The following is a 16,804-nucleotide window of genomic DNA, read 5'->3' as shown; positions in this document are numbered from 1 at the left end:
GAATCTTTCTCGAGGTCTGGAAGATCGAAGGTCAGGGGGCCTGCGAGTCCCCGGGGGACATCCCCTGGAGAGAGGTTCGCCGACGCACCGCTGACCCACGGGTGAACGGCGGGAGCGGTTTCATGCCCCCGCTCCCGCCGTCAACGCTGACGCTGACGGGTCAGGCCTGCTCGCCCTCGGTGGCCGGAGCGGCCTCGGCCGGCTTCTCCGCCTCGGCGGCCGGAGCAGCCTCGGCGGCCGGAGCAGCCTCGGCAGCCGGAGCAGCCTCGGCGGCCGGAGCGGCGGCCTCGGCAGCGGCCTTCTTCTCACCCTCGAGCAGGTCGCGCTCCCACTCGGCGAGCGGCTCGCCCGCGGCCTTCTCGCCCTTCTCACCGGCGGCGCCGGAGCGGGCGATGAGGCCCTCGGCGACGGCGTCGGCGATCACACGGGTGAGCAGGGTGACGGAGCGGATCGCGTCGTCGTTGCCCGGGATCTTGTAGTCGACCTCGTCGGGGTCGCAGTTGGTGTCGAGGATGGCGACGACCGGGATGTTGAGCTTGCGGGCCTCGCCGACCGCGATGTGCTCCTTCTTGGTGTCCACGATCCAGACGGCGCTCGGCACCTTCTGCATCTCGCGGATACCGCCGAGGGTCTTCTCCAGCTTGGCCTTCTCGCGGGAGAGGACCAGGAGCTCCTTCTTGGTCAGACCGGAGGCCGCGACGTCCTCGAAGTCGATCTGCTCGAGCTCCTTCAGGCGCTGCAGACGCTTGTAGACGGTCGAGAAGTTGGTGAGCATGCCGCCCAGCCAGCGCTGGTTGACGTAGGGCATGCCGACGCGGGTGGCCTGCTCGGCGATGGCCTCCTGCGCCTGCTTCTTCGTACCGACGAACATGACCGTGCCACCGTGGGCGACGGTCTCCTTGACGAACTCGTAGGCGCGGTCGATGTACGACAGCGACTGGAGCAGGTCGATGATGTAGATGCCGTTGCGCTCGGTGAAGATGAAGCGCTTCATCTTCGGGTTCCAACGGCGGGTCTGGTGACCGAAGTGGACGCCGCTCTCCAGCAGCTCCCGCATCGTGACGACGGCCATGGCCGTACTCTCCTTGAGTTTCTCGGTTGTGCCGCGGATGCCGGACGGCTTCCGCGCCTGACGCCCGCAATGCGCCGTGCCACGAGGGACCGAGAGGCGCTGACAACGGCCGTTGCCGGTCCGTGTCGGGGCGTGCGAAGTCGACCCGGTGGCCCGGGTCGCCATCAGAAGTGTACGGGACTTGGGAGGCCCCGGGTGACGCCGCTGTCCACAACCGGCGAGTTGTCCACAGGCCCCGGCCGGGTCCGGCGGGGGTACGGGACGGTGGGCGCATGTTTCGGATGCGTGCGATGCGGGGTGCGGGTGCCCGGCTGGGGCTGCCGGCTGGGGTCGTGGCGGCGCTGCTGGCCTCGGTGGCGTGGGCGGGCGGCGGCGGTCCGGCTCCGCCGGCCGGTGCGGGTCCGGGCGAAGGGGACACGTCGGTGCCGGCCGTGGGCCGGGCGTGGCCCGTGGGGGTACGCCCGCCGGTGCTACGGGGCTGGGAGCCGCCGGCGACGGTCTACGGCCCCGGGCACCGGGGCGTGGACCTCGGCGCGCCGCCGGGCGCTCCCGTACGGGCGGTGGCGGCGGGGCGGGTGTTCTTCGCGGGCCCGGTGGCCGGAAGAGGCGTGGTGTCGATCGAGCTGACGGGCACGGGAGACCCACCGCTGCGGACGACGTACGAGCCGGTGACGGCGTCCGTACGGAAGGGTGACGAGGTGGCGGCGGGCGCGATCATCGGCACGGTGGAGGCGACGGGGTCGCACTGCGGGGGTGTGTGCGTCCACTGGGGCCTGCTGCGCGCCAAGACCTACCTGAATCCTCTGCTGCTGCTCCCCCCGTGGCTGTTGAACGGCCCGACAAGGCTGCTGCCGGTACTGGGGGTGCCATTGCCGCAGCCGTCGAGCCAGTCGCGGGCCCGTGCCGCCGTAGCTGCGGGCAGTCGTGCTCCCTGGCTGTGGCTGGGCGGGGTGGGGTGAGATGGGTTGGGGCGCTTGCCCGCGCTTGCGGGATGTCTCCCCCAGGCTCTCGGCTTCTCCCCCAAGTTCTCGACTCCGCTCGAACAGGGGGAACCCCCATAGTCTTGTGGGGGTACCCCCAGGCGTTCAGCACGGGGGAGGCATGACTCTGCCCGCGGCTGGGTGTCTCAGCCGCACACCCCCCGCAGGGCCATCCCCACCGCGGCCTCCGCGATCTGCTCGGGATCCTCCGCGGCCCCCAGCTCAATCCTCCGCACAGCCGCGTCCACGACGCCCTGCACCAGCATCGCCGTGAGGCGAGGCTGCTCGTGTCCCAGCTCTCCCAGTGCCTCGACGACCATCGCGACGAGCCCTCCGTGCGCGGCCCGGATCTTCTCCCGCGCGCCGGCGTCCAGCTCGCTCGCGGAGATCGCCACGACGGCCCGGTGCCGCTGGTCCCCCACCAGCTCCAGCTGCTTGCGGACGTACGCCTCGACCTTGGCCTCCGGTCCGTCGACGGCCGCCATGGCCGCCGAGACCTCCGCGGCCCACACCGGGAAGTCGACCTCGCACAGCTCCTCGACCACGGCGGCCCGTGACCGGAAATACTCGTACACCGACGACCGCGCGAGCCCCGTCCGCTCGGCCAGGGCCGGGAAGGTCAGCGTCTCCGTCCCGCCCTCGGACAGCAGGGTCCGTGCCGCGTCCAGCAGGGCGGCTCGCTGCATCGACCGGTGCTCGGCCACTGAGGCCGCTCGAATCCTTGGCACGTCGACCACTGTACGGACGCGCCACCCGCCCCGGGAGGCACTCCGGCCGGGTCAGCGTCCGAAGCTCGCCAGCTTGGCGCGCAGCTGCAGCACCGACTTGGTGTGGATCTGGCTGACCCGGCTCTCGGTCACCCCGAGCACGTTACCGATCTCGGCCAGCGTGAGGCCTTCGTAGTAGTACAGCGTGACGACGGTCTTCTCCCGGTCGGGCAGCGTGTTGATCGCCCGGGCCAGGAACCGGCGCAGCTCCCGGTCCTCGGCCACCTCCACCGGGTTGTCGGCGGCGGTGTCCTCCAGGGTGTCCATGAGGCTCAGCCGGTCCCCGCCCTCGCCGCCGACGTGCAGCAGCTCCTCCAGCGCCACCACGTTGGCCAGCGACAACTGACTGAAGACGGCGTGCAGTTCGTCCACCGGGATGCCCATCTCGGCGGCCACCTCACCCTCGGTCGGGGTGCGTCGCAGCCGAGCCTCCAGGGTCGCGTAGGCCCGCTCGACGTTGCGCGCCTTCTGCCGCACCGACCGAGGGATCCAGTCCAGCGCCCGCAGCTCGTCGATCATCGCGCCCCGGATCCGGGTGATCGCGTAGGTCTCGAACTTGATCTCCCGGTCGATGTCGAACTTCTCGATCGCGTCGATGAGCCCGAAGACCCCGGAGGAGACGAAGTCGGCCTGCTCCACGTTGGGCGGCAGGCCGACGCTCACCCGGCCGGCGACGTACTTGACGAGCGGCGAGTAGTGCAGGATCAGCTGCTCCCGCAGCCGGTCGTCCCCCGTCGCCTTGTACGACCGCCACAGCTCGTCGAGCGTCGAGGGAGCGGGCGGCCGCACGCTGCCACCGTCACGGGCGGCTGGGGGAATCGCCGCCCGGTCGGGTCCGGAGGTGTGCTGGGGCATTCGTCGCCTTGTGCCGTTCTGCCGTGGAGTGCGGGCGTCTGGATGAGCTGTCGGTCGGGATCGTCTCTCTGGTCGGAACCACGTGAGCGTAGCGTGACTGGAGTGTCGCGGTGCGCGAACGGCGGGGCGTGAAGCGTGCGCAGATTCGTTCCGCTGTGCGCCCCGCCGGGTCACCGTCGTCACCCTCGGTGATCGGGAAAAACGCCCAACTGCGGGAATCCCCGGAGCAGTCCGGGATTCCCCCGGACGGTCGAACACGCTCGGTCAGCATCCGTCCCGGCCCGCCCGGGCCGAGACCACCGCCTGGCGTGTCAACTTCCATCCCTCGCCGAGTCGTTCGACGTAACCGAGCGATCGGAGTTCGTACAGTCTCGCGATCACGTCGTCCGGGGTCGTCCGGGCACCGCGGGCGATCTCGGCCGGCGTTGCCGCGCCGCGGGCGGGCAGCGCGGCCAGGACCTGCCGGGCATCGGGTTCCAGCAGGTCGCGCGGGAGCACGGGGCCGCGCCGGTCGGGGGCGAGTTCGCCCATGGCGCCGACCAGCTCGACGACTTCCGCGGCGTCGGTGACCAGCGTGGCCCCGCTGCGCAGGAGTTCGTGGACGCCGGCGGAGAGCGCGCTGGTGGCCGGTCCGGGCACCCCCATGGTGTGGCGGCCCAGCCGCTGCGCCGCCCGCACGGTGACCAGCGATCCGCTGCGGTAGGCCGCCTCGACGACCACGGTGCCCCGGGTGAGCGCCGCGATGACCCGGTTGCGGACGATGAATCTGCTCGGTGTCGGGTGGTCACCGGGCGGCAGCTCTCCGACGACCAGGCCCTGCTGCGCGATCCTGGTGATCAACTCGGTGTGCCCGCGCGGGTAGGGCCGGTCGACGCCGCAGGCCAGGACGGCGACGGTGGCGCCGCCTGCGCCGAGCGCGCCGCGGTGGGCGGCGCCGTCGACTCCGTAGGCGCCGCCGGAGACCACCACCCAGCCGTGTTCGGCGAGGCCGGCGGCGAGGGTGGCGGCCATGTGGGCGCCGTACTGGGTGCAGGCGCGGGCACCGACCACGGCGACCGAGCGCAGCGCCCATATCCGCAGGCTGGGCCGGCCGCGTACCCACAGTCCCGTGGGGCGGCCGTCTCCGAGGTCGTCGAGCTGAGCGGGCCACTCGATGTCGCCGGGGTGCACGAACCGCACCCCGGCCTCGTGTGCGAGGGCGAGGTCCCGTTCGGGTTCGGTCAGGGCCGCCCGCGCGCACAGTCCCGCCCACCGCTTGTCCGACACCCCGGCGAGCCGCGGTGTCCCGTCCCGCAGCCGCCGGACCACCTCATCGGCCCCGAGCTCCCTCAGCCACCGCCCGCCGACCTCGTCGCCGGGCTCGAGGACCCGGCTGAGGAAGACCCGGGCGAGCAGTTCGCGGTCGGGTCCGGCCGGGGGGCTCACGCCAGTGCCCCGATCGCCATGGGCACACCGCGTGGTACTCCGGTGCGCAGTTGCAGCGCCAGGGCGACGTCCGTGGCGTCGGGACGGTCGTGGCCGACGAGGTCGGCGACCGTCCAGGCGACCCGCAGGACGCGGTCGAGGCCACGGGCGGTGAGGACGCCGCGCTCCAGGCTGCGTTCGGCCTCCTCCATCGCTCCGGCGGCCGCGTGCCAGCGGCTGCGCAGTTCTCGGCCGGGGACTTCGCTGTTGGTCCGCCACGGCGTTCCCTCAAGGCGCGCCGCCGCGCGTTCCCGGGCGGCCCGGACCCGGTCGGCGACCGTCGCCGTGGCCTCGCCCCGGGCACCGCGCCGGGCGAGCTCGGAGCGGGTGACGGGGTCGACCTCGACGCGCAGGTCGACCCGGTCGAGCAGTGGGCCGGACAGTCGGGCCTGGTAGCGGCGGATCGCCGAGGGCGGGCACTCGCACAGGTTGTCCCGTTGCGAGAATCGGCCGCAGGGACACGGGTTGGCGGCGAGGACCATCAGGAACCTGGCCGGGAACCGCACGACTCCGGCGCTGCGGGCGATCACCACATGGCCCGCCTCCAGGGGCTGGCGCAGGGCATCGAGGGCGTGGCTGCTGAACTCGGGAGTCTCGTCCAGAAAGAGAACGCCCCGGTGGGCGAGGGAGACGGCACCGGGCCGTGCCATGCCGGGGCCGCCTCCGACGAGGGCCTGCATGGTGGCCGAGTGGTGCGGGGCGCAGTAGGGGGCGAGGTCGATCAGCGGTTTGCCCGGCGGCAGGAGTCCGGCCACCGAGTGGATCGCCGTGACCTCCAGGGACTCCTGCCGGGCGAGCCGGGGCAGGACCGCGGGCAGCCGCTCGGCGAGCATGGTCTTGCCCGCGCCGGGCGGCCCTTCGAGGAACAGGTGGTGTCCGCCGGCCGCGGCGACCTCCACCGCCGTGCGGGCGGAGGTCTGGCCCACGACGTCGGCGAGGTCGTGTTCCTGGTCGTGCTGGGCGGCGCCCACGCTGTGCATGCCGGCAGCCGCGCCCGTGCCGGGCACGCGCAGACCGGCGAGGAGGGGATCGGGGCGGCCGTGTTCGTCCGGGTGTTCCTCGGGCACCGGTTCGTCGGTCAGCACGGCGATCAGCTGCCGCAGGCTGCGGATGCCGAGCACGGAGACGCCGGGCACCAGCGCGGCCTCGGCGGCGGCGCACTCGGGCACGACCACCTGCTCGTATCCGGCGTCCGTGGCGGCCAGCACCGCCGGCAGGATGCCCCGGACGGGCCTGACCCGGCCGTCCAGGCCGAGTTCGCCGATCATGACGAGGTCGGCGAGCACCCGGGGGTCGATCCGCTCGGCGGCGCCGAGCACCGCGCAGGCCACGGCCAGGTCGAAGCCGCTGCCCGCCTTGGGCACCGAGGCCGGGCTGAGTCCGACGGTGAGTTTCTTCTGCGGCCATTCGCCGCCGGAGTTGACCACCGCCGCCCGCACCCGGTCCCGGCTCTCGGTCAGGCTCTTGTCCGGCAGGCCCACCAGGGTGAACGCGGCGACGCCCGGTTCGAGGTCGGCCTGGACCTCGACGACCACGCCCTCGACGCCGACGAGGGCCACGGAGCACGTACGCGCGAACCCCATCAGGCCGCCCCCCGTACGTGCTCGACGACGGGCGCCCCGCGCCGGGGCAGCAGAACGCCGACCACGTCGATGCGGACGCCTCCGGGTGGCGCCCCTCCATGGGACTGGATCCAGCGTTCGGCCAGGCCGCGCAGCCGCTCGGCCTTCTCCGGGGTGACCGCGGCCATCGGATGCTCGAAGAGGCCCTCCCTGCGGGTCTTCACCTCGCAGACGACCAGGACGTCGCCGTCCCGGGCCACGATGTCGATCTCACCGGTCCTGCCGCAGCGCCAGTTGCGCTCCAGGACCCTCATGCCGGCCTGGGCCAGCCGGCGGGCGGCCAGCCCTTCTCCGTACCTGCCGAGTGCGCTGCGTGCCTGATGGGTCTTCATGTCGGCACCACCTCCGGCGCCAACGGTCACGCATTCACCCCGACCGAGTGGATCTTGGTGGGTTACTCGCCGGTTGTGGACAACTCGGTCACCCACACGAGCGACACAGAGTGACGACGACCGGCCGCCCTCACCCGCCGGGCAGCTCCAGGTCGGTCTTGTTCAACTCCTCGATGTTCACGTCCTTGAACGTCAGGACGCGTACCTGCTTCACGAACCGGGCCGGCCGGTACATGTCCCACACCCAGGCGTCGGCCATCGACACCTCGAAGAACACCTCACCCTGGACCGAGTGGACCTGCATCTCGTAGTCATTGGTGAGGTAGAAGCGCCGCTCGGTCTCGATCACGTATTTGAACAGACCGACGACATCGCGGTACTCCCGGTAGAGCTTGAGCTCCATCTCGGTCTCGTACTTTTCGAGATCCTCGGCGCTCATGGCATGTTCCCCTTCAGCCGTGCGGTCCCACCATTGTGCGCCAGTCCCGTGAGCCGCTAGACAATCTCCGTGTCCAGCACCACGGGCCCGGCCGGGGGACCTTCGTCGAGCAGTGTGCGCAGCAGCTCGGCGAGTCTGGTCGGATACACCGTCTCATGTGCCCGGATCAGTTCCTGACACGTCCACCAGCGCGCTCCGGCGACACTGCGCCGCTCCAGCTCGGTCAGGGCCGTGGCCGCGATCGCCGTCCGGTCCGTACGGGCCAGGTAGTACCACTCGTCCTGGTCCCAGCGTCGGCCCGCGAACGGGAACGAACACCTGCGGCGCCACAGCACCGGGCCGAGCTCGACCTCGGTGATGCCGGTCTCCTCCGCGAGTTCCCGCAGGGCCGCCTCCTCGCGCGTCTCGGCGCCCTCCAGGCCGCCGCCGGGCGTGAACCACCAGTCGTCGGCCGGGTCGTCCGGCTCGTGGCCGTGCAGCAGCAGGATGCGGTCCGCGGGGTCGAGCAGGACCACCCGCGCCACCTTGCGCAGTCCGTCCTCGAGCATGTCCACCACCTCAGCGGGCACCGGCGGGCTCCGTCCGGGCGCGGGCGCGCGAGCCGCCCAGCAGCTTGGCGACCGGGCCGTAGGCGGCCCCGCCGAGGACGAGGACCGCCCCGGAGACGATCATCAGGACCATCGTGCGCAGCGGGCCCGGCTGGGACAGGACGCCGAGCGTCTCGAAGCCGGTGGGGCGCTCCAGCATGCCGTTCATCGGCCACACCACGGCGTCGACCCGGGCGCTCACGGCGTCGCGCGAGACAGTGCCCTCGGCCGCGTCCGTGAGGTGGGCGGTGGAGTCCAGGGAGCCATGGCGCTCGTCGCCGAGCAGGAACAGCCGGCCCTTCGGCACCTCCACTGCCGGGAAGCCGCCGGTATCGGCGGCGCCGCCCTTCAGGTACGGCTCGTCGATCTGCTTGCCGTTGACGGTCAGCTTGCCCTGCTTGCAGCAGGAGACCGTGTCGCCGCCGACGGCGACCACACGCTTGACCACGGGCGCGTTCTGCACCCACGTCCTGTCGCGGAAGACGACGACGTCACCGCGGCGCACCTCGCCGCCGTCCACGCGCTGGGCCAGCACCCGGGCGCCCATGTCGATGGCCGGTGCCATCGAACTGGTGGGCACCGTGTACGGCCGGTAGACCACCGCCGCCCACGCGAATCCGCCGAGGAACAGCGCCAGGCCCAGCGCCACGGCCAGCCCGGACAGCCGCTGTCCGGCCTTGCCGCCTGCCGGGCCCCTGCCTGTGCCGCTGCCGCGCGGGGCCGTACGCGTCGTGCTCTCGCCACCCATGGACCCGCACCCTACCCGGCGGTACCAGGACGGGGCAGCCCCTCTTTGCCGACCACCGCCGGAGCCTTTACGAGGGGTTTCACAGCGGACCCGCCGAGGACGGCGCCCCGGTGGTTCAGCGGTTCCCCGTGGCCGTCATCGCGTTCCCCGTGCCGGCCTGGACCTTCGCGGCCCGCCTGCGCCGCCACAGCGCCACCGGCACGACCGCGGTCAGGGCCACGCCGTGGGGGGCCACCGTCAGGGCGCCCGCCGCCGAGGGCTGCGAACCGATGCCCGGCTGGTCGAAGGTGTCCGGAACGGGCAGGGTGCCCCAGCGGTTGACCGGCCAGGCCTTGACGATGGCACGGCCGACGACTTCCTCGACCGGGACCATGCCGTGGTTCTTGTCGCTCTGGTTGTAGCGCGAGTCCCGCGAGTTCTGCCGGTGGTCACCCATGACCCAGATGAATCCCTCGGGCACCTTCACCTTGAACTGGCCGCCCTGGTCGTCGACGGAGCACGGCGTGTTGCCCGGGTAGACGTACGGCTCGTTCAGCGCGTGGCCGTTGACCAGCAGCGGACCGGTCTTCTTGCACTCGACGGTGTCGCCGCCCACGCCGATGACACGTTTGATGAGGTCCTTCTCCTCCGCGGACGGCATCAGGCCGATCCAGCTGAGCACCGTCTGCAGCGCGTTGGGCCTGGGCGTCGGCTCGCCGGCCAGCCAGTTGTCCGGGTCGTGGAAGACGACGACCTCGCCGCGCTCGGGCTGGGAGCCGAACCACGGGGTCAGCTTGTCGACCAGGACCCGGTCGCCCCGCTGCAGGCTGTTCTGCATCGAGTCCGAGGGGATCGAGAACGCCTGCACGAGGAAGGTCTTGATCAGCAGCGCCAGCACCAGCGCGATACCGATCAGGATGGGCAGCTCCTTCCAGAAGGAACGCGGCTTCGCCCCCTGCGGGCTGCCGCCACCGCTCCCCCGGTCACCGCCGCGCCTGTGCTCCGTCACTGTGCCGTCCTCGGCCGCTTCGCTCTCACTCCCGGGGGTCACGGCGCTGTCCACAGCCCGGCTCGCTGCTTCCACGGGGTGTCCGCGGTGCTCCTCGCCGTCGTGTCCGGACCGTGCGCCAACCGCCACATCCCCCACGCCAACTCCTCACTCCGTGCCGCCGCCCGCACCATGCCCGGCGCAGGCCCACCACTCCCATAACGAGCGGGAGTTCCGCAGGGCTCGGGAGCTGAACCGATCCGTTCGGACCGTCCTGGGCAACCCTATGCGACACCCGGGGAGCGGCGGTCGACCCAGCCGTCGAGTCGGACACCGTTGAGAAGGTTTTTGGTTCCTTCAGCACGGACCAGCGGCCGATGGGCCAGCCGATGACCATGGCGCGCCCCACCACGGAGTCCTCCGAGACCGTGCCGCCGTACGCGGTGTTCCGGTGGGCGCGCGAGTCGGCGGAGTTGGCCCGGTGGTCGCCCATCACCCACAGCCGGCCCTGGGGGACGGTGATCTCGAACGGGGCGCTGGACGGGTCGTTGCCGGGGTAGAGGTAGTCCCCCTCGTTCAGGGGAACGCCGTTGACGGTCACCCTGCCCTGTGCGTCGCAGCACTTGACGTGGTCCCCGCCAACGCCGACGACCCGCTTGATGAGGTCCTTCTCGTCGTCGGAGGGCAGCAGGCCGATGAAGGTGAGGCCCTGCTTGACCTGTTTGACGCCGACGGGGTCGTCCCTCTTGACGGTCTGCTCCCCGGCCAGCCAGCCGCCCGGGTCGTGGAAGACGACGACGTCTCCGCGCTGCGGCTTGGAACCGAACCAGGGGGTGAACTTGTCGACCAGGACCCGGTCGCCGATCTGGATGGTCTGCTCCATGGAGCCCGACGGGATCACGAAGGCCTGCACGAGGAAGGTCTTCAGCACCAGGGCTATGAGCACGGCGACGCCGACGAGGAGCGGTATCTCCCGGATCGCGGAGCGCCTGCGCCTGCGCCTGACCTTGCGCTGCAGCTTGCGCCGCTCCGCGCGGGTACGACCGCCGGCCGGACTGACGGCTCGCCGCGCCCCGGTGGGCAGGAGGTTGTCGGCGGCGTTGGCGGAGACGCCGCGCGGTCTGCCGCGGCTACCCATGGGCGCCGTCCGCGGGACCGGCGACGGGCACGTGCGCGTAGGCGTCGGGGCGGTGCAGGCGGGCCCAGTGACCGGAGGGCCAGACGATCCAGTCCGCCCGGCCGACCACGTCACCGACCGGGATCATGCCGCCGCCCGGTGAGCCCAGGTGGTCGCGGGAGTCGCTGGAGGCGCCGCGGTGGTCACCGAGGACGAACAGAGTGCCGTCGGGCACCACGACGTCGAACGGCACCGCGGAGGGGCGGTCACCGGGGTGGAGGAACGTCGACTCGTCGACCGACCGGCCGTTCACCTGGATCCTCCCGTCCTTGTCGCAGCAGACCACGTGGTCCCCCCCTACACCCACAACGCGTTTGATGTAGTCGGCGTCCCCGAAGTACTCGGTTCCGTCGAACACAACGACATCGCCGCGCCGCGGCGCGGCACCGAAACGGTACGCCAACTTGTTTACGGCAACGCGGTCCCCGATCCTCAACCCCTGCTCCATGGAGCCGCTCGAAATCTGGAACGGTTGCACCACGAACGTGTTGAGGAGCAGCAGAAGGACCAGGCAGATCAGCGCGGTCAGGGTGATCCGCCCACCGGGGAGCCACTCGGTGATCCGCGCCACCAACGCCGAACGCGACCGGTCCTCCGGCCCCCGTGTCCCCGGAGCCTGCTCGGCTCCGGTGTCGGAAGGGCGGGAGGAGCGGTCGCGCTCCGTCGGCTGTGCTTCGGTGTCCATCGGGGCCGAATGGTATCCGGCCCCGCTCCGAACCCGGGAGGCGCTCAGCTCTCGCGCTTCTCCCTGATCTTCGCGGCCTTGCCGCGCAGGTCACGCAGGTAGTACAGCTTGGCGCGGCGCACGTCACCCTTGGTGACCAGCTCGATCTTCTCGACGATCGGGGTGTGCACCGGGAAGGTGCGCTCGACGCCGACGGAGAAGGAGACCTTGCGGACGGTGAAGGTCTCGCGCACGCCGGAGCCCTGGCGGCGGATCACCACGCCCTTGAACTGCTGCACACGGGAGCGGTTGCCCTCGATGACGCGGACGTGGACGTTGACGGTGTCGCCCGGGCGGAAGGCCGGGACGTCCTCGCGGAGCGACGCGGCGTCGACGGAGTCGAGCAGGTGAGACATTTCGTCTGCTTTCTTCGCTGATGCCACAGGTCATCAACGGGAACTAGATGTTCGGGATCAACGCTGTGCGCGTCGGGGCGGGCGTCGTGTCCCCCCGTGGCAGGGGCGCACGCCGGACGGCGCACAACATCGGCCTATTCTTCCACGCCCTCGGTCCTGCGCCAAAATCTGCCGTACGGCTCGCCGTCGGGGTCCGGCGCCCAGCCCAGGATGGACAGCATCTCGCGGTCCTTCTTGTCGAAGACCTTGGGATCGCAGCGCTCGATGAGGTCGGGCCGGCCGGCCGTCGTACGCCTGAGGGCCTCGTCGCGGCGCCAGCGGGCGATCTTCCCGTGGTGGCCGCTGAGCAACACCTCGGGAATGCCCCGGCCGCGCCAGAGGGGCGGCTTGGTGTAGACGGGGCCCTCCAGGAGGTTGGCCATGGTGCCGGGCGCGAAGGAGTCGTCGCGGTGGGACTCGGCGTTGCCCAGCACGCCCGGCAGCAGCCGGGCCACGGCCTCGGTGACGACCAGGACGGCCGCTTCCCCGCCGGCGAGGACGTAGTCGCCGATGGACACCTCGTGGACGGGCATCCGGGTGGCGTACTCGTCCACGACCCGGCGGTCGATGCCCTCGTAGCGGGCGGGCGTGAAGATCAGCCAGGGACGCGCGGAGAGCTCCACGGCGAGTTCCTGGGTGAACGGACGGCCGCTGGGCGTCGGGACGATGAGCGCGGGCGTGTGGGAGCCGCTCTCGTAGCCGTCGGCGAGGACGGAGTCGAGGGCGTCGCCCCAGGGCTCGGTCTTCATCACCATGCCGGGGCCGCCGCCGTAGGGCGTGTCGTCGACCGTGTGGTGCCGGTCGTACGTCCACGCGCGCAGATCGTGCACGTGCACGTTCAGCTGCCCACGCGCGCGTGCCTTGCCGACGAGGGAGACGTTCAGCGGTTCCAGGTACTCGGGGAAGATCGTGACGACGTCGAGCCTCATGCGCGGTCGTCCCTGGGCGGGGCACTGTGTCCATCAGCGGCTTCGTCGCGGTCGGCATGGTCGTCGATCAGGCCCGGTGGCGGGGCGATGACGGCCCGCTGCTCCTTCAGGTCGATCTCGGTGACGATCTCCTCGACGAAGGGGATCATCACCTCGCTGCCGTCCGGGCGCTCGACGATGAACAGGTCCTGGGAGGGCAGGTGGGAGATCTCGGTGATCCGGCCGACCTCCGTGCCGTCCCCGGTGACGACGTCGAGGTCGATCAGCTGGTGGTCGTAGTACTCGTCCTCGCCCTCGGGAAGCTCCTCCGGGTCGACCTCGGCGATCAGGAGGGTGTTGCGGAGGGCCTCGGCGGCGTTGCGGTCGCTCACGCCCGCGAAGCGCAGGAGCAGGCGGCCGCTGTGCACGCGGCCCGTCTCGATGGTCAGCGGTCCGGCGGATGCCGGGTCGGTGGCCAGTACGGCGCCGGGGGCGAGCCTGAGTTCCGGCTCGTCGGTACGTACCTCCACGGTGACCTCGCCCTTGATGCCGTGGGCACGGCCGATCCGTGCGACTACCAGCTGCACGTGTCCAAATCTCCTGTCGTACGACTGCGGGCCGGGGACGGCCCTGCGGCCCTCCCCGGCCCGAGCCGGTTGCGATAAGCGTCAGCGGACGTGGTCCACGTCGACCAGGTCGACACGGACCCCACGGCCGCCGATGGCGCCCACGACGGTGCGCAGGGCGCGCGCGGTACGGCCGTTGCGGCCGATCACCTTGCCGAGGTCGTCGGGATGGACCCGGACCTCGAGCACGCTTCCGCGGCGCAGGTTGCGCGAGGCGACCTGCACGTCGTCAGGGTTGTCGACGATGCCCTTCACGAGGTGCTCAAGCGCCTCCTCGAGCATGCTGCTCAGGCCTCGGTCGACTCGGACTCGGCGCCGGCCTCGTCCTTCTTCTCAGCCTTCTTCTTCTGGGTGACCGCCTCACCCTTGGCCTCGTCGTCCCCACCGATGGCCTCGAACGACGGGCGCGCGGCCTTCTCCTGCGGCTGCAGCAGCGGAGCAGGGGCTTCCTCGCCCTTGAACTTCTGCCAGTCACCGGTCTTCTTCAGGATGGCGAGCACGGGCTCGGTCGGCTGGGCGCCGACGGAGAGCCAGTACGCCACGCGCTCGGCGTCGACCTCGATGCGCGAGGGGTTCTGCACCGGGTGGTACAGGCCGATCTCCTCGATCGCCCGACCGTCGCGGCGGGTGCGGGAGTCGGCGACAACGATGCGGTAGTGAGGCGAACGGATCTTGCCCAGACGCTTCAGCTTGATCTTGACTGCCACGGGAGTGGGTTCTCCTGGAATTGACGTGGTTGGGCACGGCGGAGACGCCGCGTGGGGTTGCGGTACCCGAGGTGCCCGATGGACGCGTCAGCCGGAGGAGAGAGGGGTCCTGTGCGGCTGTCGAGTACAGCTAGCCATTGTGCCATACCCCGCGGGTCGCTTTTGGCGGAGGGCGGGGTGAGCCGTACCCGGGCATGCGTGATCGGCACCCGGCGTTTCGGGTGCCGATCACGTGGGTCGCGGCAGTCCGGCGGCAGGGGTGCCGGCCGCGTCCAGCCTCCCCCAAGTTCTCGACTCCGCTCGAGCAGGGGCCCCCCATCGCCCTGGGGGTCCCCCCAGGCGTTCAGCACTGGGGGAGGCACGACCGCCCGCGGTTTGCGATGCGGCTGCCACGAGCAGCCGCATCCTCAGTTCGCCGCCGCGCCCACGGGTTCCGGGATCCTGAACGGTTTGCCGCAGCCGCCGCACATGATCGGGGCCTGGGCCAGGACCGAGGGGACGACCCGGACGTTGCGGCCGCAGTCGCACACCGCCTTGACCCGGACGCCGCCACCGGAGGAGCCGTGGCGGGCGGCCGGGCCGCGGAAGGTGCGGCTGGTGTCGGCGGACGTGGCCGCCGTGTGGGCCTTCAGCGCACGCTGGAGGCGCTCGATCGTCGGACGGTACCGCCGCTTCGCCTCGGAGCTGAGCGTGACCAGTGAGAAGCCGCTGCTCGGATGCGGCTCCTCGGGATGGTCCAGGCCCAGCTCCTCGGCGATCGCGAGGAACCTGCGGTTGTGGTAGCGGCCGGCGCGGGAGGTGTCGCGTACCCCGCGCGCGGCGGCGATGCCGTGGACTGCTTCATGGAGCAGTCGCTCGAAGGAGAGCTCGTGTCCGCACGCGGACGACGACTCCCCGATCAGGGACTCGGGCGCGGCAAGATCCGGCAGCTCGGGGTGGTACCGCTGAATGTCGGCCCACGCCTGCGCCAGCTCTGCGGCGAGAACAGGTGGTGTCGTGCTCACGTAATGACAACGAGCCGGGGTGCCGCTGTGTTCCTATTCCGGGGCATCCCAAATAATTTGCACGTACCCGTCAGTTGCCGCTGATGCGTCCTGACGAGGGCGGGTGCGCTGATCTGCGGAGAAGCCTCGCAGCTCATACCAAGGTGGTGCGCAAAGGGAGTACGCACCGGCGCGTACGCCCGTCGCGCACGCCGGTGCTGCGGGATCGAGCCACGCGCAAGAGGCGTTTCGGCCGCTTCCCGGCCCGGAGGGCCTCACTTCGGTCAGCGCCCGCGACCCCCGCGACGTTACCCCGTGCCCCACCGACGCCCGGCGCCGGACCGATGGGACCGTCGACTTCCGGACACGTCGGCCCGGAGCCCGGATTGCCCGGAACGTGAAACCCCGTTCCGGGCACCTCCAGCCCGCAAGCAGGGCCACACGACCCCTGGACGCGAGGGGAGGCCCGCAGTTACCTGGCATACGGGGGAAGTGCGAGCGCACTGCACGGGGGCCACGGAACCGGGCACAACGGCAACTCTCGGCGGATTGGGGCGCTTATCCATGACACCTACGCTCGTGCGGCAGCACGTACATCACGCGGGGACGGCGCCTCTCGTGGACCCACGTGCACGCGCGCGTGACTGGTCCGAGATCCAGGAACGGATGCTGGTCCCGCTCTACGAGGCCGTCTACGAGCGACTGGAAGTGGGCTCCGGCACGCGGCTGCTGGCGCTCGGCTGCGGCTCCGGACTGGCCCTGCTCCTGGCGGCGTCCAGAGGCGCGACGGTCACCGGTGTCGACTCCTCCCGCCCGGAACGGCTCGACCTCGCCCGGCAGCGGCTGCTGCCAAAGCCGTGGGACACACACGCGCGTACGTCCTCCCCGGCCACCCCCCACACTCCGACCGCCCGGATCGTCGACGGATCGCCGCAGGACGCCGCCGACGCCCGCACGCCCTACACCCTCGTGACCGCCTTCGAGCCGATCGGCTGCCTCGCCGGTGACTCCGAAGGGCTGGGCGACCTGCTCACCGCGGCGACACCGCTCGCCGCACACGGGGCACCCGTGGTGCTGGTCGGCTGGGGGCCGCCGGAGCGCTGTGCCACGTCGTCCGTCCTGCGGGCGGCCACCAAGCCGGCCGACCCGCCGCACGGCCCGGGCAGCTGGCGTCCCGCCCTGCGCGACGACCTCGAGGAGGCGGCCCACCGCGCCGGCCTGCGCCTGGACGGCTCCGGCCGGGTCGCCTGCCCCTTCGGCTACGCCGACCTCGACAGCGCGGTGCGCGGACTGCTCTCCACAGGGCTGTTCGACACGGCGATCGCCGCGGCCGACCCGAACCAGGTCGACAAGGAACTGACGGAGGCCCTGCACGCCCACCAGCGCCCCGACGGCACGGTGTGGATGCCGAACGTCTTCCGCTACCTGATCGCGCGGACGCCGTGAACACC

At 71.5% G+C, this 16,804-nt stretch carries 20 protein-coding genes; 2 read left to right on the top strand and 18 right to left on the bottom strand.

Going from position 1 to position 16,804, the window contains the following annotated elements; all coding sequences use genetic code 11:
- Positions 1 to 160: 160 nt before the first annotated feature.
- Positions 161 to 1,072: a 30S ribosomal protein S2 gene (gene rpsB / locus DEP02_RS23780; RefSeq protein WP_112469726.1), complete on the bottom strand. Its 912-nt coding sequence runs from the start codon at positions 1,070 to 1,072 to the stop codon at positions 161 to 163.
- Between the two features lie 272 nt (positions 1,073 to 1,344).
- On the opposite strand from rpsB, the gene DEP02_RS23775 reads away from it, so the two are divergent.
- On the top strand, positions 1,345 to 2,031 hold the full coding sequence (locus tag DEP02_RS23775) for a murein hydrolase activator EnvC family protein (protein WP_332871996.1): 687 nt from the start codon (positions 1,345 to 1,347) through the stop codon (positions 2,029 to 2,031).
- Between the two features lie 167 nt (positions 2,032 to 2,198).
- On the opposite strand, the gene DEP02_RS23770 is transcribed toward DEP02_RS23775, so the two are convergent.
- From DEP02_RS23770 to DEP02_RS23690, 17 genes are all read right to left on the bottom strand, one after another.
- On the bottom strand, positions 2,199 to 2,756 hold the full coding sequence (locus DEP02_RS23770) for a TetR/AcrR family transcriptional regulator (RefSeq protein ID WP_112469725.1): 558 nt from the start codon (positions 2,754 to 2,756) through the stop codon (positions 2,199 to 2,201).
- A gap of 75 nt (positions 2,757 to 2,831) precedes the next feature.
- Positions 2,832 to 3,674 carry an RNA polymerase sigma factor WhiG gene (gene whiG, locus DEP02_RS23765; protein WP_073950272.1) on the bottom strand — a complete coding sequence of 281 codons (843 nt, stop codon included), beginning with the start codon at positions 3,672 to 3,674 and terminating at the stop codon, positions 2,832 to 2,834.
- Positions 3,675 to 3,938: 264 nt separating this feature from the next.
- Entirely contained in the window at positions 3,939 to 5,099 is a 1,161-nt protein-coding gene (dprA, locus tag DEP02_RS23760; RefSeq protein ID WP_112469724.1) for a DNA-processing protein DprA, read from the bottom strand.
- Positions 5,096 to 6,721 carry a YifB family Mg chelatase-like AAA ATPase gene (locus tag DEP02_RS23755; protein ID WP_112469723.1) on the bottom strand — a complete coding sequence of 542 codons (1,626 nt, stop codon included), beginning with the start codon at positions 6,719 to 6,721 and terminating at the stop codon, positions 5,096 to 5,098. Before DEP02_RS23755 ends, dprA begins: the two co-directional genes overlap by 4 nt.
- Entirely contained in the window at positions 6,721 to 7,122 is a 402-nt protein-coding gene (locus DEP02_RS23750) for a YraN family protein (protein ID WP_112469722.1), read from the bottom strand. The genes DEP02_RS23755 and DEP02_RS23750 overlap by 1 nt, the downstream gene beginning before the upstream one ends.
- Positions 7,123 to 7,222: 100 nt before the next feature.
- Complete coding sequence (locus DEP02_RS23745) at positions 7,223 to 7,531, bottom strand: DUF2469 domain-containing protein (protein ID WP_008745401.1); 309 nt, start codon at positions 7,529 to 7,531, stop codon at positions 7,223 to 7,225.
- A gap of 56 nt (positions 7,532 to 7,587) precedes the next feature.
- Positions 7,588 to 8,079 carry an NUDIX hydrolase gene (locus DEP02_RS23740; RefSeq protein WP_112469753.1) on the bottom strand — a complete coding sequence of 164 codons (492 nt, stop codon included), beginning with the start codon at positions 8,077 to 8,079 and terminating at the stop codon, positions 7,588 to 7,590.
- 10 nt (positions 8,080 to 8,089) lie between these two features.
- Positions 8,090 to 8,866, bottom strand: coding sequence for a signal peptidase I (gene lepB / locus DEP02_RS23735; protein WP_112469721.1), 777 nt, complete (start codon positions 8,864 to 8,866; stop codon positions 8,090 to 8,092).
- A 115-nt stretch (positions 8,867 to 8,981) separates the two neighbouring features.
- Entirely contained in the window at positions 8,982 to 9,992 is a 1,011-nt protein-coding gene (gene lepB, locus DEP02_RS23730; protein ID WP_112469720.1) for a signal peptidase I, read from the bottom strand.
- Positions 9,880 to 10,971 carry a signal peptidase I gene (gene lepB, locus DEP02_RS23725; protein WP_112469719.1) on the bottom strand — a complete coding sequence of 364 codons (1,092 nt, stop codon included), beginning with the start codon at positions 10,969 to 10,971 and terminating at the stop codon, positions 9,880 to 9,882. The genes lepB (DEP02_RS23730) and lepB (DEP02_RS23725) overlap by 113 nt, the downstream gene beginning before the upstream one ends.
- Positions 10,964 to 11,695 (bottom strand): signal peptidase I, encoded by a 732-nt coding sequence (gene lepB / locus DEP02_RS23720; protein ID WP_112469718.1) that lies wholly within the window; start codon positions 11,693 to 11,695, stop codon positions 10,964 to 10,966. The genes lepB (DEP02_RS23725) and lepB (DEP02_RS23720) overlap by 8 nt, the downstream gene beginning before the upstream one ends.
- Before the next feature lie 44 nt (positions 11,696 to 11,739).
- Positions 11,740 to 12,090, bottom strand: coding sequence for a 50S ribosomal protein L19 (gene rplS, locus DEP02_RS23715; RefSeq protein ID WP_112469717.1), 351 nt, complete (start codon positions 12,088 to 12,090; stop codon positions 11,740 to 11,742).
- Between the two features lie 134 nt (positions 12,091 to 12,224).
- Positions 12,225 to 13,058 carry a tRNA (guanosine(37)-N1)-methyltransferase TrmD gene (trmD, locus tag DEP02_RS23710; protein WP_112469716.1) on the bottom strand — a complete coding sequence of 278 codons (834 nt, stop codon included), beginning with the start codon at positions 13,056 to 13,058 and terminating at the stop codon, positions 12,225 to 12,227.
- Entirely contained in the window at positions 13,055 to 13,624 is a 570-nt protein-coding gene (gene rimM / locus DEP02_RS23705; protein WP_112469715.1) for a ribosome maturation factor RimM, read from the bottom strand. The genes trmD and rimM overlap by 4 nt, the downstream gene beginning before the upstream one ends.
- 81 nt (positions 13,625 to 13,705) lie before the next feature.
- On the bottom strand, positions 13,706 to 13,945 hold the full coding sequence (locus DEP02_RS23700) for an RNA-binding protein (protein WP_039656474.1): 240 nt from the start codon (positions 13,943 to 13,945) through the stop codon (positions 13,706 to 13,708).
- Positions 13,946 to 13,950: 5 nt separating this feature from the next.
- Positions 13,951 to 14,370, bottom strand: a complete 420-nt coding sequence (gene rpsP / locus DEP02_RS23695) for a 30S ribosomal protein S16 (protein ID WP_112469714.1) — start codon at positions 14,368 to 14,370, stop codon at positions 13,951 to 13,953.
- Positions 14,371 to 14,777: 407 nt separating this feature from the next.
- Positions 14,778 to 15,374: a hypothetical protein gene (locus DEP02_RS23690; protein WP_112469713.1), complete on the bottom strand. Its 597-nt coding sequence runs from the start codon at positions 15,372 to 15,374 to the stop codon at positions 14,778 to 14,780.
- A gap of 543 nt (positions 15,375 to 15,917) precedes the next feature.
- Here DEP02_RS23690 and DEP02_RS23685 point away from each other — a divergent pair.
- Positions 15,918 to 16,799 carry an MDR/zinc-dependent alcohol dehydrogenase-like family protein gene (locus DEP02_RS23685; protein ID WP_112469712.1) on the top strand — a complete coding sequence of 294 codons (882 nt, stop codon included), beginning with the start codon at positions 15,918 to 15,920 and terminating at the stop codon, positions 16,797 to 16,799.
- Positions 16,800 to 16,804 lie beyond the last annotated feature (5 nt).

The sequence above is a fragment of the Streptomyces triticisoli genome (genome assembly GCF_003270085.1).
Classification (GTDB): Bacteria; Actinomycetota; Actinomycetes; order Streptomycetales; family Streptomycetaceae; genus Streptomyces; species Streptomyces triticisoli.
This window is presented reverse-complemented; position numbering and strand designations above follow the sequence as displayed.